This window comes from Bradyrhizobium hipponense, from assembly GCF_008123965.1.
In the GTDB taxonomy this organism is placed as follows: domain Bacteria; phylum Pseudomonadota; class Alphaproteobacteria; order Rhizobiales; family Xanthobacteraceae; genus Bradyrhizobium; species Bradyrhizobium hipponense.
Map to the genome: position 1 here is coordinate 1 of NZ_VSTH01000153.1, position 13,961 is coordinate 13,961.

General features: G+C 62.2%; 13 protein-coding genes. 1 reads left to right on the forward strand and 12 read right to left on the reverse strand.

What is annotated here, in order from left to right; all coding sequences use genetic code 11:
- Nucleotides 1-61 precede the first annotated feature (61 nt).
- From FXV83_RS35750 to FXV83_RS35765, 4 genes are all read right to left on the reverse strand, one after another.
- The gene (locus FXV83_RS35750) at nucleotides 62-382 is read right to left on the reverse strand and encodes a cupin domain-containing protein (RefSeq protein ID WP_148744239.1); all 321 of its coding nucleotides are present in this window, start codon (nucleotides 380-382) and stop codon (nucleotides 62-64) included.
- A 125-nt stretch (nucleotides 383-507) separates the two neighbouring features.
- A complete protein-coding gene (locus FXV83_RS45245) occupies nucleotides 508-1,542 on the reverse strand; it encodes a cupin domain-containing protein (RefSeq protein ID WP_148744240.1) in 1,035 nt (344 codons plus the stop codon).
- Nucleotides 1,542-2,546 carry a 4-hydroxythreonine-4-phosphate dehydrogenase PdxA gene (gene pdxA, locus FXV83_RS35760; protein ID WP_148744241.1) on the reverse strand — a complete coding sequence of 335 codons (1,005 nt, stop codon included), beginning with the start codon at nucleotides 2,544-2,546 and terminating at the stop codon, nucleotides 1,542-1,544. The genes FXV83_RS45245 and pdxA overlap by 1 nt, the downstream gene beginning before the upstream one ends.
- A complete protein-coding gene (locus FXV83_RS35765; protein WP_148744242.1) occupies nucleotides 2,543-3,610 on the reverse strand; it encodes a four-carbon acid sugar kinase family protein in 1,068 nt (355 codons plus the stop codon). The genes pdxA and FXV83_RS35765 overlap by 4 nt, the downstream gene beginning before the upstream one ends.
- Nucleotides 3,611-3,708: 98 nt before the next feature.
- Here FXV83_RS35765 and FXV83_RS35770 point away from each other — a divergent pair, with 98 nt between their 5' ends.
- Complete coding sequence (locus FXV83_RS35770) at nucleotides 3,709-4,557, forward strand: LysR family transcriptional regulator (RefSeq protein WP_235940442.1); 849 nt, start codon at nucleotides 3,709-3,711, stop codon at nucleotides 4,555-4,557.
- Between the two features lie 19 nt (nucleotides 4,558-4,576).
- Here FXV83_RS35770 and FXV83_RS35775 read toward each other — a convergent pair whose 3' ends face one another.
- The 8 genes from FXV83_RS35775 to FXV83_RS35810 form a co-directional block, all read right to left on the reverse strand.
- Entirely contained in the window at nucleotides 4,577-5,527 is a 951-nt protein-coding gene (locus FXV83_RS35775) for an ornithine cyclodeaminase family protein (protein WP_148744244.1), read from the reverse strand.
- Nucleotides 5,524-6,981, reverse strand: a complete 1,458-nt coding sequence (locus tag FXV83_RS35780) for an aldehyde dehydrogenase family protein (RefSeq protein ID WP_148744245.1) — start codon at nucleotides 6,979-6,981, stop codon at nucleotides 5,524-5,526. Before FXV83_RS35780 ends, FXV83_RS35775 begins: the two co-directional genes overlap by 4 nt.
- Nucleotides 6,978-8,255, reverse strand: a complete 1,278-nt coding sequence (locus tag FXV83_RS35785; RefSeq protein WP_148744246.1) for an NAD(P)/FAD-dependent oxidoreductase — start codon at nucleotides 8,253-8,255, stop codon at nucleotides 6,978-6,980. The genes FXV83_RS35780 and FXV83_RS35785 overlap by 4 nt, the downstream gene beginning before the upstream one ends.
- A 74-nt stretch (nucleotides 8,256-8,329) precedes the next feature.
- On the reverse strand, nucleotides 8,330-9,499 hold the full coding sequence (locus tag FXV83_RS35790) for an alanine racemase (RefSeq protein WP_235940457.1): 1,170 nt from the start codon (nucleotides 9,497-9,499) through the stop codon (nucleotides 8,330-8,332).
- Between the two features lie 35 nt (nucleotides 9,500-9,534).
- Nucleotides 9,535-10,332 (reverse strand): GNAT family N-acetyltransferase, encoded by a 798-nt coding sequence (locus FXV83_RS35795; RefSeq protein WP_347341093.1) that lies wholly within the window; start codon nucleotides 10,330-10,332, stop codon nucleotides 9,535-9,537.
- A 365-nt stretch (nucleotides 10,333-10,697) separates the two neighbouring features.
- Nucleotides 10,698-11,741 (reverse strand): L-threonine 3-dehydrogenase, encoded by a 1,044-nt coding sequence (gene tdh / locus FXV83_RS35800; RefSeq protein ID WP_148744249.1) that lies wholly within the window; start codon nucleotides 11,739-11,741, stop codon nucleotides 10,698-10,700.
- 19 nt (nucleotides 11,742-11,760) lie between these two features.
- Nucleotides 11,761-12,963 carry a glycine C-acetyltransferase gene (locus FXV83_RS35805; protein WP_148744250.1) on the reverse strand — a complete coding sequence of 401 codons (1,203 nt, stop codon included), beginning with the start codon at nucleotides 12,961-12,963 and terminating at the stop codon, nucleotides 11,761-11,763.
- A 34-nt stretch (nucleotides 12,964-12,997) separates the two neighbouring features.
- A complete protein-coding gene (locus tag FXV83_RS35810) occupies nucleotides 12,998-13,942 on the reverse strand; it encodes a homoserine kinase (RefSeq protein ID WP_148744251.1) in 945 nt (314 codons plus the stop codon).
- Nucleotides 13,943-13,961: the final 19 nt, after the last annotated feature.

Below are 13,961 nucleotides of genomic sequence, written 5' to 3' on the forward strand. Positions count from 1 at the left end.
ATTCTGGGTGAGGCAATGCGCCCCTCGCTCGCTCGTCAATTTTGGACGCCGATCCCCCGGCTTAGGGGGTCAATATTGCAGGCCAAATGACAGGTTTCATCACAAAGCTGTCGCCGGCGCGAAAAATGCGAGGCTCCTTGCCTTCCTCGGTCAGCTCCACCACGCCGGAAAGGATGTGGCAGTACTCGAAGGTCTCGCCCTTGATCGAGTGGTTCTCGCCAGGCGTGGCTTCCCAGACTCCGGTCTTCACCGAGTCGGCGCGGGAGGAGTCCTGCTCCCAGGTCTTGTAGGACGGATCGCCGGAAACCAGGCGGCCCGGCAGGGTCTTGGAGTGCTTTGGTTCGCCGGTGGGGGCGAGGTCAAGCTTGACGAGAAGAGACATGGCCACAGCCTTTCTTTTGTGGGGAAGTGGACGGTGATGAGCACTCGCGCCTGAGGTCATCGAGGCCCGACCGGCGAAGGCCGGTCGACGGCGTCAAGCGTTTGTTCCGATCGCAGGCAGACGGTCTAGCCTTCGAGGTCGTGAGCGGTGCCGGCATCCATGGATGTGCCGGGTTCGAGCAGCACGACCTCGCAGATGTCGTCCAGCGCGACAGGGCAATGCTCTACCCCATGCGGGACCACGATGAACTCGCCTTGCTCGATGATCTCGTCCCGATCACGGAACTTCATCAGCAGGCGGCCCTTGTGCACGAGGAAGAGTTCGTCACCGCTCCTGTGAAAGCGCCAGGCGAACTCGCCCGCGAACTTGGCGAGCTTGATCTGCATGTCGTTAATCTGACCCGCGATCTTCGGAGACCAAGTCTCCTTGAGCTGCCCGAACGAGCTGGCCAGGTTCTTCTTGTGAAGTGGGGAGAGGTGCCGGTTCAGAGCGGCCACGTCACGAATGATGGCCCCAAGCTGGCGAGCGACGTCCTTGTCGTCGGCCGGATACTTGCCGTCCAACGCGGCCGTGCCGATCGTGAAGCCGGCGGCTCCTGCGTCCTTCAGGATGGCGATCCGCTCAGGCGTATCAATCGAGCCGGCCACATAGACGGGCTTGGGCACCGCTGCGCACACCGCTTTGATGAGGGCCGGGACGTCTTCCTTGGAGCGATAGGCGAGCAGGTCGAGGCCATACACGCCCTCCCGCAGGGCGAGCCCCTTGGCGCTCTCAACGATCTCCTCGATGCTCCCTTCGAGCACGCTCGGGTGACCGGTGATGCGACCCGGGAAGGGGCAGTATTGAATGCCGGTGCCGGCAAGGATCGGCAGCACGTCGTCAACACGTGTGCCGCCGAGCAAGACGTCGACGCCGATTTCAACCGCCGCTTTCGCCGAAACGATCTCACTTTGCCGGTCGAGTGAGACGACTTCGAGATAGGAGGTGGCGCCGTCTGCCTTGATGACCTGGTTGAGAACTTTGAGTCGATCAATCGGCAGGCCGATGTCCTTGAAACCGATGTGGCGAACGCCAAGGCTCAGGGCGGTCTTGAGTTGTTCAGAGGCGTCCCCGACGGTGCGATCGTTGCGCGTGAGCATGAAGATGAAGCGAAGGCCCATTAGACTACCCCTTCTTTGGTCTTAATTTGCGTGGCGACGAGCCTTCGCGCGTAAGCCAGCGCCGTCTCGAGACTACCGGTGTGGGCGATGCCTCGGCCTGCAATGTCGAATGCCGTGCCGTGATCAGGGCTTGTACGGACGAACGGCAGGCCGAGCGTGATGTTCACCCCCTTTTCGAGGCCGAGATATTTCACCGGGATCAGGCCCTGATCGTGATATTGGGCCACGACCACATCGAAGCGGCCCTTGCGGGCCTGCATGTAGACAGTGTCCCCGGGCCAGGGGCCACTGGCGTCGATGCCCTCGGCGCGGGCCGCTTCGATCGCAGGCCGGATGATCTGGATTTCTTCGTCGCCGAAGAGACCACCTTCGCCGGCATGGGGGTTGAGCCCTGCGACCGCAATGCGCGGCGCCGCGATCCCGAGGGCCTTGCCGCCCTCATTTGCGAGCCGGATCGCTGACATCTGGGCATCGAAATCCGCTTGGTCGATGGCCTTGCGCAGCGACGTGTGGATGGTGACGAGAACCGTGCGGATATCATCGTTGGCCAACATCATCGCAACGCGCTTCGCACCACCATAGTCGGCGAGGATTTCGGTGTGCCCGGGATAGCGAATGCCCGCGCTTGCCATCGCTTCCTTGTTGATCGGTGCGGTGACGATGCCGCTGACCTTGCCGGCCTTGGCTGCCGCGACGGCGGCGACGATGGCATCGAAGGAAGCTTGGCCGGAGATGGCGCTGACGCTCCCGAGCGGGGGCGGCGCGATGATTTGCGTCGCCTCGACAACCTCGATGGACCGCGGCTCAGAGCGCGCCTCTTCAGGTCCGGCGATACGCCTGACCGTCAGCTCGAGACCCAGGCGATGGACGATATTCTCCAGCACGACGTAGCTGCCGAATACGACCGTGCCTTCGCCGGCTTTGGCCAATGTCTTCGCCACGATCTCCGGTCCGATGCCGGAGGCATCGCCCATTGTGATGGCGAGGGGAGCGGATTGGGTCATGATACAACCAGTTCTGATACCGAGGTGCCAAGGCGGAGCTGCGTGATCGCACGACGCAGCGTATCGTCGTCGCCAAAGCCGCCTGCCTTCATGGCGATCAGTAGCTCTCGTCCATCTCCGAGGGACGTGCGGCCAAGCGGAAAGCCTGGCTCGAGCTCTTGCAGGATCTCGAACTCATAAATGTCCAGGCCATCCAGGATCGCCTCCATGGTGTCCCCGCCTGTGGCGATCACCATGTCGAAACGCTCGTCGGCCACCCGTCGAGCCGCATTTTGAGCAATGTCGCGCAGGACGGATCCGGGATCATTCATCCGTTCGATCGGAGCCCGCAGCAGAGCGATTCCAGGCTCCAATGCGATGCAGTCGGCCTGACGATGGCTGCGCGGATTGGCGCTGCCGATAGCAACAAGAATGTCGCCACAAGCCGCGACGGTCACGTCCGACGCAACCGCAAGCGGCGCAAGACGCTTCGCCAGAGCAAGGGCCATGCCCGGAGAGCCCACCCATAGGATCGACTCCGGATCCGGCAGGGCCGCAACTTGTTTGTCGAGATCGGCCTGTGTCGCAGCATCAAGGATGACGACGCTTCCGATGGAGGCCGGAACGAGCTCAGCCAGCCGAGAATGTCGCGCCGGATGGACGGGGTCGCGACCGTATTCGGTCTCCGCTACCGGAATGCCGTCCACAAGCTGAACGCCGCTGACGGTTGTACGCCCAGCGCCAGGGAACGCAGGTGCAAAGACCAGCATCTTGCGGCCGCTTACGGTGAAGGCCGCTTCCATCTCGGCCGTCACATGCCCGCGAAGAGTCGAGTCGACGGTCTTGTAGAGGACAACCCGCGAAGCGAGCTGCTCGGCAAGTTCTGACTGCCGCTGCGCCGCTTGCGAAGCTGGCACCGATCTAGATCCGCTATCAACGGCGACGATCGTTGCCTCCTGGTGCGGCAGCCGGCGTCGGCCGACAACGGCTCGCAGACCCCGCTCGACAAACGGACCGGCCCCATCGGCGGCGCTGGTCAGGTCGTCGGCAAGAATACCGATTGTGTATTGGCCATTGGTTCGCATGGATCAATTATGCCAAGCAAATTCAACATAAAAAGCGATAGTTTTTGCGCTACATCGGTGATATGAGATCACCAATGAGGCGATCAGAAATACCTTCGTTGGACGACTTGCGTGCGTTCGAGACCACTGCGCGGCTGGGGTCGGTTCGGCTTGCCGCGAACAGCCTTGCCTTGACCCATGGGGCTGTGAGCCGCCGTATCACCAAACTGTCGGAAGACCTTGGCTTCAAACTCTTCGAAAAAAGCGGACGTGGCTTGCGCCTCACGGCTTCTGGAGAAGTGCTCAACCTCACACTCGGCCGTTTCTTCACCGAGCTGGCGACAACCGTTGAGAGCTTGCGTGCTGCCAACGCACAGCAGAATTCCCTCGTTCTCTCATGCGAGCCTTCAGTCGCTATGCGCTGGCTTATTCCACGGCTTGCAAACTTTCAGGCCGTCCATCCCGACATCGCTCTACATCTCTCAGTCGCCGGCGGCCCCGTCGAGTTTCGCCGCGATCGGATCGATCTTGCTATACGTCGGCTAGACTTTGCGCTCCCAGAGGCGTGGCACGTCCGGCGCCTTTTTTCTGAAAGGGTAGGACCGGTCATGAGCCCTCAGCTCGCGCCGGTGTTTGCCTCAGGAAACTACATCGCCCTAGGTTCGAAGACTCGGGCGGACGCTTGGTCGCGGTGGCTTTCCACCCACCCGTCGGTGCGGCGCCCCACGGAGATACGCTTCTACGATCACCACTTCCTCATCGTTGAAGCAGCATTGGCCGGATTGGGCGTTGCCCTCAGCCCGCGGGTCCTTGCAACGGACGACGTAGATAGAGGGCGGCTCATCGCACCTGCCGGTTTCGATCCTGACGAAAGCCATTATGGCCTTATCTGGGCGGGAGAAACTGAACTGTCTGGGAAAGCGAACTATCTTGCTTTATGGCTGCAGGAACAGTGCAATCTGATCTAATGATTCAACTTCGCGCTCCTCAAGGGCTCGGCGCTACCTTGCTCCTCGAAAGCAGAAATTGACCGATATAGAGATCCTGGAGAGCAATCCCGGAGCTGTCGAAGACGGTGATATCGTCCCGCGCGATCCTGCCCGAACAGCGCCCTTCGAGTACCGTGCCGATTGCGTTCAAAACGAATTCGCCGCTTTCGATTCTTTCACGAACATGCTGGAATTCCCCGATCTGGATCGATTGCTCGGGCAGATCGCAGAACAGCTTCGCACGCTCGTAGATCTCGCTCGGCAACTCCTGTTTGCCACGCGCGTCGGACCCCATGCCGGCGATGTGCGTGCCTGGACGGACCCATTCGGCCTTGAACAGCGGGACCCGCGACGGCGTCGCGGTGACGATGATGTCCGCTTGCCGACACGCCTCTTCCGCCGTCGAGATGTGGATGTCGAGTTTCACACCAAGCGACAACAGTTTAGTCGTGAATTCATTGGCTTTGTCACGATTGCGCGCGACCACATGCAAGCGCTTCAGCGGAAGGATGCGAGCAAGGGCACAGCATTCGAACAACGCTTGGTTGCCAGCGCCGAAGATCGCCAATGTTTCAGATTCCGGTCGCGCAAGCACATTCGCCGCCACCGCATCGGCCGCCGCAGTTCGATAGGCGTTGGCAGCCGAAGCCTCGATGACCGCGCCGATCCGCCCGTTCGCCTGATCGATCAGGACGATCGTCGAGCTATGGCGCGGCCGGCCTTTGGCGGGGTTGTCGGGCCAGAATGAGCCGATCTTGAGGCCCGCCAACTCAGGCGTTGAACCCGACTTGAGCGAGAAGGTGTTCTGCCGATCCGACGCGTGTGCGATCACGGCCGGAAACACTTTCGCGTCAGCGGAAGCCGCCGCAACCAGAGCCTTCCGGACGGCCTCGAACGCCGATTCATGAGAGATAAGGCTTGTCGATTCGCTTTCCGAGATGAATTTCATCGATAAAATCCGAGAACGGCCTTGGTCTCGAGATATTCTTCCATGCCTTCGCGGCCGTATTCCCTGCCGTTCCCGGAACGCTTGTATCCGCCAAAAGGTGCGTTCGGGTCCCAATCGGGATAGTTGAGATGGACCTGACCGGACTGGATCTGCCCAGCCACTTTCCGCACGGTGTCCATATCAGTGCCCTGCACATGCGCGCCGAGGCCGTAGACCGTGTCGTTGGCGATCTCGATCGCCTCCTCCACCGTATCGTAGGGAATGATCGACAGCACCGGGCCGAAGATCTCCTCCTGCGCAATCCTCATGTCGCGACGGACGTTCGAGAAAATCGTCGGCCGCGCATAGAGGCCGACCTGAAGATTGTCGGGGCGCCCCGGCCCGCCGATGACGAGCTTGGCGCTTTCCTCCAGGCCGACACCAATCATGGTCTGGATGCGCTCGAACTGCGGCCGGTTGGCGATCGGACCATGTGTCGTGCTTTCCGCAAGCGGATCGCCGACCACCAATTCAGAAGCAGCCGCTGCTGCCAGGATCTCGACTTCCGCCATCTGCGAGCGGGACACAAGCATGCGCGTCGGTGCGCTGCAGGATTGGCCGAGATTGCGGAAGGCGGCGCCGACCCCGAGTGGAACAGCCCGGCTCAGATCGGCATCCGGCAAAATGATGTTCGGCGACTTGCCGCCAAGTTCCTGGGCGACGCGCTTGACTGTTGCCGCCGCCGCTTGCGCAACGAGAACCCCGGCCCGAGTCGAACCGGTGATCGAGATCATGTCCACCTTCGGATGCGACGCCAGCCTGGCGCCGACGATTGGACCTGTCCCGTTGACGAGATTGAACACGCCGGGCGGGCACCCGGCATCGCCCATCACTTCGGCGAACAGCAAGGCGCTTAGGGGCGACAATTCGCTCGGCTTCAACACCACCGTGCAGCCCGCCGCAAGCGCCGGACCGACCTTGGCTGTGATCTGGTAGAGAGGCCAGTTCCAGGGCGTGATGAGGCCGCAGACGCCGATCGCCTCGCGCATGATCGCGGTGCCACCGCGGCGGGTGAGGAAAGAATAGGTCGCGAGATTGTCGCGCGCGACGCGGATATGCTCGGCGGCCAGCGGCACCTGGGCGCGGCGCGCATAGGTGACCGCGGCTCCCATCTCGCTCGTGATTGCCTGCGCGAACAGCTCGAGCCGCTCGAGGAGCAAACCTTGGACCCGGTCGAGCAGCGATGCCCGCTCTGCCGCCGGCTTACGAGACCAGCTGGCGAAGGCTTGTCTGGCGGCGGCGACGGCGAGGTCTACGTCCTTCTCATTGCCGAGCGCGATCTCGGCGATCGGCTGCTCGGTCGCCGGGTTGACAGCGGCTGCCGTCTCCGATCCGCCGGGCTTCCGCCATTCTCCGTCGATGTAGAATTTGCCGAGGAAGCCGGCTTCCGTCAGGTATCGAACGGCCGAGGTCATTGGAAGCGGTCCTTGATCCGGTAATAGGCGCCGACCAGCGGGAGGAACCAGGGAGGACCGAGATGACCCGGAATGGCGGGCCAGGCGAAGTCCTTCCAGGGATTGAGCTCGGTGCGCCCGTCCATGACTTCCGCCATGATCGTCCCCATCAGCGTCGACATCTGGGTGCCGTGGCCGCTGTAGCCCATGGAATAGTAGATGCCGTTGCGTTCGCCGGCGCGCGGCAGCCGGTCGCGCGTCATGTCGACCATCCCGCCCCAGCAATAGTCGATCCGCACGCTGCGAAGCTCGGGAAAGACATCGTGCAGCGCAGCCTGCAGGATCGCACCGCTCTTCTCGTCTGATGTGGGATTGGAGATCGCGAAGCGCGCGCGTCCACCGAACAGCAGCCGGTTATCGGGCGTGGTGCGGAAATAGTTGACCAGGTTCTTCGTATCGACCGCCATTCGGCGGCGCGGCAGGAGCCGATCGAGTGTCGCGACCGGCAAGGGTTCGGTGACGATGAGGAAGGCGCCGACCGGCACAATCCGGCGTCGAATCCAACCCAGCGGCCCCGTGTGCGAGATGCCGCTTGCCAGCAGCACCTGCGAGGCCCGAAGCCGGCCCTTGGGCGTCTCGATCTCGTGGCCTCCGCCGGCGGCGGATCGCAGGCCCGTCATCGGCGTATGCTCGTGGATATCGACGCCGCGCCGCGCCGCCGCTTCCGCAAGGCCGCGGACGAAGCGTCCGACGTGCATGCCGGCGCTCTTGCGGTAAATGAGCCCGCCGTAATAGCGCCGCGATCCCACCTCGCCGGCGAGATCAGCGCGGCTCACCATCGCCGTGTCGGGATCGACAGTGGCGGCGAGCAATTCCTGGCTGCGCGCCAGCTTGTCATAGTGCTCGGGCCGTGCCGCAAGCTTGATCTTGCCAGTGCGCGCGAAGCTACAGTCGATCTTCTCTTCCGCCACCAGGCGCTCGACCGTATCGACCCCGGCATCGAAGGCTCGGTAGAGCCGGTCGGCGACCTCCTTACCGAGCTTGGCCGAGAGGGTGCCGTAGTCCTGAGCGAACCCGTTGTTGCACATGCCGCCGTTCCGGCCGGATGCCGCGTACCCGATCGTCTCGGCTTCGAGCAGCACGACGCGCGCGCCCTTCTTGGCGAGAGCCAGAGCGGCCGAAGAGCCGGTCAAGCCGCCGCCGATCACTGCGACGTCACAGGTCCCTTGCACCGGTCCTGCGCTGGCGCTCTTGAATGGCTCCGATGTGTCCAGCCAATAGGATGTAAGCTTCATACCCCGGCTCCGAAATCTCGCCCGACGAATCCGGGGCGTCCGCACATCGCGGCAACCCACCTCCGTTTGCGAGCCTACCAGCCACGCATCCGCGGCCATTGTGCTTCAACTGCGTCGTTCCCGGCCGAGACGACATTGTACAGTTCGTGTTGCGACGCCGTCGCGCAGGCGTGGTTCGGCAGGATCCTGATCTTGGTGCCGATCGACAGATCCGGCAGAGCTTGCGCCGATCCGGACCTGATGGCGAGGATGCCGTGCTCCTGGCTCGCTTGCGCGACGATCAGGTCCGGATAGAGTTTGCCGGACAGATCGCAGACGAGACCGTAACCCTGATCGATCCGCTGCGCCGCGGTGCCGCGATCACGTGACAGCGCCATCCAGCCCGCATCGACCAAAATCCAGCCCTTCTCCGGCTTCGTGCCGATGACGGTGGCGAGAACCGAGATCGCGATGTCGTCGGTGGTGCAGACACCGACACCGTGCATCACCAGATCGAAGAACATGTACACGCCGGCCCGCATCTCCGTGACGCCCGTCAGGTCTTCGGCGAAATGCGCGGTCGGCGTCGCACCGACGCTCACGACCGGGCATTCATGCCCCGCCGCCCGCAACGTGTCCGCGGCCGCCACAGCCACGGCCCTTTCGTTCTCCGCAGCCACGACGAGGGCATCGGGCGTGCAAAGGCTGTATGATTCGCCAGCATGGGTGAGAATGCCGGCGAGCTTGACGCCGGCTTCGGCCAGGGCTGCCGAGACGGCGACGAGCTTGGGATCGGCGGCGGTCAGCCCGCCGCGGTGACCGTCGCAGTCGATCTCGATGAAGGCGGAGGGCGTCACACCACCGGCGCGTCCGGCCGCGCCCAGCATCGTCGCCTGTTCAGGCGAATCGACCAGCACTTTGAGGTCAATGCCGGCTTTACGCAGACGCATCGTCCTCTCAGCGGTGTGCGGTGCCACGCCCACGGCATAAGTCATGTCACGGAAACCGTGCTGCGCGAAGTACTCAGCCTCCGCCAAGGTGGAGACGGTGATCGGCCCCACCCCGGATGGATGGGCACGCCGGGCGACGTCAATGGATTTCGCGGTTTTCATATGCGGGCGCAGCACGACGCCTCGCGCGGCCATACGAGAGGACAGACGGGCGAGGTTACGATCCAGCCTGTCTTTGTCGAGCAGGAGGGCCGGCGTCGCCAATGCGCCGACCGTCGCAGCCGGCTCGCGGGGCCCGGCGTTCTGGATATCCATTCCGCGCATCTCCCAGCGTTGCATCTCGATGTCTCCTAGCCGAACGACTGGTTGGCGATCGCGAACGTGCGCGCCGGCCCGGTCGATGGCATCTGCGTCCCAAGGACCATGGTCGTGGCGTCGCCGACCTGCCGCAGGCCGATGCCTTCGAGCCACTCCCCGAGCTGCGAGGAGGCAGACGTGTCGATCCGGACGAAAACACTGCCGAGGCGCGCAAGCACCGCCTCAATCAACGCGCGTGCATCGACCTGGCTTTCGGCGACGACAGGACCGACGACGAGCCCGCGGCCAAAACGGCGCGAGATGCCGTAGCCGTGGGGCATGCCATCACGCAGCAGGACATAGCCGTCACCGCTCTGGACGAGCCGTTCCAGCAGCGGTCGCCTCGCCCAACCCATGGCCTGCCGATCGAGGCGTGCGATCGCTTCGAAATCCGATGGAGCCATTGCCCTGACGAGGCTCGGGCGCGGCGCCTCGTGCCGCCCCGTCGGAATGCCTTGATGCTGGTGAATGACTCCGATGGGGGCGAAGCCGCGGCGCCGGTAGAGCGCCTGGCCTTCGGCCGTCGAATTCAGCACGATGGCCCGTGGATACGCCGACGCTAGCAACGCATCCATGAGCTGGGCCCCGTAGCCGCGCCCTTGGGCGGCTTTCGCGACGATGATCATCCCGGCGGAAGCATGAGCCTCGCCGTACGGCCACCAGAACGCGGTCCCGATCACCGCACCGTCGCGCTGCAGAACAAAGCCATGGCCCAGCTGCAACGCGAAATCCCACTCTTCGATTCGATAGGGCCAAGACATCTCCTGCGAGAGCTTCAGGGCGCCTTCCAAATGCGCTCTCGCGAAGGGAACGAGAGACACGTTTTCAATCTCGCGATCTCGGGGCTGGTAAGTTGCGCTTGCCATAATGCGTCGACGTCTCTTGCTCGGGTTTGCCGGACTAATCGCCAGTGCCTGACGCGGCGAGAACGATCTGACGATGCCGCAAGAGCTGCAGCGTATCTTGGGTCCGACAGCATTTCGCAATCAGACAGAAGCAAAGTTCGGCAGGGTATTGCATTGATGATACGATAGAAGGGACGATCTGCTGTCAGCGCCCACCACGCCGCAGCGCGATCCGGTCCCGCATCCGATGGATGGTGGGCACCAACCACGGATTGCTCCGATAGAGCGGAATGGACGCGGGCGGGCGGACGTCAAAGCGGTGCCCGCCCCGCTCTCCAGTCCAGGACAATCTTGCCACAATTGCCGATCCACATGGTCTCAAATCCGGTCTTGAACTCTGCGACCGGCAGGCGGTGAGTTATAATTTTTCGGATATCGAGACCGCTCTCGAGCATTGCAAGCATCTTGTGCCAGGTCTCGAACATCTCCCGACCGTAGACGCCCTTAACCGTGAGCATCTTGAACACGACCTTGGTCCAGTCGACCGTCGCGGGCCGAGCCGGGATGCCAAGCATCGCTATCTTGCCACCCATCACCAAGTTTTCCACCAATTGATCGAATGCTGCGGGAACACCACTCATCTCCAACCCAACATCGAACCCTTCCTTCATTCGGAGACGCTGCGTCACAGACCGAAGATCCTGTTTGGTCACGTCGACCGGAACAACATCAGCGACATCAGACGCCAAGGCCAAGCGGTACGGATTTACGTCGGTGATCACGACGTGCCGCGCACCGACATGGCGGGCAACTGCAGCGCTCATGATGCCAATGGGACCTGCTCCGGTGATGAGCACATCCTCGCCCACCAGGTCGAACGACAACGCGGTGTGGACGGCATTGCCTAGTGGATCAAGGATAGCCCCGATCTCGTCGTCAATCGCGTCAGGTAGCGGCACGACATTGAAGGCCGGCAAACGAAGATATTCGGCAAATGCCCCCGGAATGTTGACACCGATCCCCTTGGTTTCAGGATCCAAGTGAAACCGTCCTCCACGCGCGGCCCGACTGCTCGTGCCGACAACATGGCCCTCGCCCGAAACACGCTGTCCAATCACGAAGCTCTTGACGTTCGCGCCGACCTCCGCGATTTCGCCTGCATACTCGTGGCCGACGACCATCGGGACAGGTACAGTACGCTGTGCCCAATCGTCCCAAGCGTAGATGTGAATATCCGTGCCGCAGATCCCAGTCTTGTTGACCTTTATGAGAACGTCATCCGGCCCGATCTGCGGGATTACCCGTTCGCCCAGCCAGAGACCCGGTTCGGATGCTGCTTTGATGATAGCTTTCATGTGAACACCCTTGTAACTCTCAAATCACGCCAAGCGCTTTGCCGGCGTCCGCGAAGGCGTCGACGGCGAATTCAACGTCTTTCTCCGTCAGAGCGGCGGACATCTGTGTCCTGATCCGCGCCCTTCCTTTCGGTACTACGGGATAGAAGAAAGGGGCGACGTAGACGCCGCGTTCATCGAGCGCGGCCGCCATGTCCTGGGCCAGCCGCGCCTCATGCAGCATGACCGGAATGATTGGCGTCTCTCCCGCGAGCAGTTCGAATCCCGCCTTTTCTAACCCGGAACGAAAGCGCCGAGCATGCGCAGCAAGGAGCTGCCGTCGGTCGTCGGCTATTTCTGCGATCGCGATGGCCTTGATCGAACCCGCTGCCACGGCGGGGGCGAGACTGTTGGAGAAGAGATAGGGACGCGCTCGCTGTCGAAGCAGGTCGATGATGGATTGCGACGCCGCAACAAAACCGCCCATCGCGCCACCCAAGCTCTTGCCGAACGTTCCTGTGACAATTTCGACCTTCTGGCTGGTGCCTGTCAGCGTGGGAGTGCCGCGGCCGGCTTCGCCCAGGTGGCCGGTCGCATGGCAGTCGTCGACCATGACGACCGCGCCGTATCTCTCGGCCAAGTTGCAGATGACGGCGAGGTTGGCGACGTACCCGTCCATGGAGAACACACCGTCTGTGGCGATCAATTTGAAACGAGCCCCGTCCCTGTCCGCCTCCTTGAGCCGATCTTCAAGTTCGTTCATGTCGCCGTTGGTGAACCGATAGCGCCTTGCCTTGCAAAGACGTACACCGTCGATGATTGAGGCGTGATTGAGGGAATCGGAAATGATGGCGTCATCCGCATCCAAGAGCGGCTCGAAAACCCCGCCATTGGCGTCGAAGCAGGCCGCGAACAGGATTGCGTCCTCCTTACCCAAGTAACCAGCGATGGTTCGCTCGAGTTCACGATGGACGGCTTGCGTACCGCAGATGAATCGCACTGACGCCATCCCAAACCCGAACTCATCCAGGCCTCGCTTGGCGGCGGCGATCACTTCGGGATGATCGGCCAAGCCGAGGTAGTTGTTAGCGCAAAGATTGACAAATTCGCGCTCCGAGGCCTGGGAAACGACACGGATCCGGCCGGCCTGGGTGCTATTGATGACTCGCTCGCGCTTATACAGGCCCTCAGCCTCGATCTGCGAAAGAAGCCCGCGTACCCGCTGCTCTAGGGTCGGCGCCATAGTGCCCCCATCTTCGCTACCGCAATCTGGATGTTCATGATGACGCGATCTCTCCCCGAAGCACACGCAACATGCGCTCGAAGTGGCTGGGATCGTGGGGTTTGAGGAGCGCAGCTTGACGAGGCAAATCGCAGAGACGCGATAGCCAAAACCGAAATGCTCCTGCCCGCTGCATCGCGGGAAGCAGCACGTGTTCGGAGGGAGTTAGCGCGCGGACGCTCTCATAAGCGCCCAGGAAAGCGGCAACTCGCGTGGCGTCTTGGCGGGCAGTTCGGGTATCGACGCACCAGTCGTTGAGGCACACAGCAACGTCAAACAGAAAGGCGTCGCATCCGGCGAAGTAGAAGTCGAAGACGCCTGACAGGACACCTTTCTCAAACAACACGTTGTCGCGAAAGAGATCAGCGTGTACCGGCCCCCAGGGGAGCTGCCTGTAGGTAGAGGACAAAGCGATTTCGTTCTGAAACGCCAGTTCACTCGCGAGCAGCAAGCGCTGTCTGTCAGATACGCAGCGGCCGACCACCGGCACGACCTCGTTCCACCATTCGAGGCCCCGCGGATTGGCTTGTCGTCGTGGGTAATCGAGCCCAGTTAGGTGTAGCCGCGCCAGGAACTCTCCAACGGAGCTACAATGTGCCGCCATAGGTCCTGTCTCGCTTTCACCCGGAAGCCTGTTGACGACCACCGCGGGTCGCGCCTTCAGCGAGTGAAGGATTGCGCCATCGGCATTGGCAACCGGATCCGGAACGGACATTCCCCGCACCGCGAGATACTTCATGAAATGGACGTAGAACGGCAGTTGCTCCAGTGTGAGGCGTTCAAACAACGTGAGCACATACTCTGCCCCGTCCGTATCGACGAAGTAGTTCGTATTCTCAATTCCATTCATGATGCCGCGAACGGAACGAGGCTGGCCTAGCCCCAGCGCTCGAAAGAAGGCTGCGACCTCGTCGCACGACAGCTCCGTAAATACAGCCATGGCTGTAACAATCCTCGAT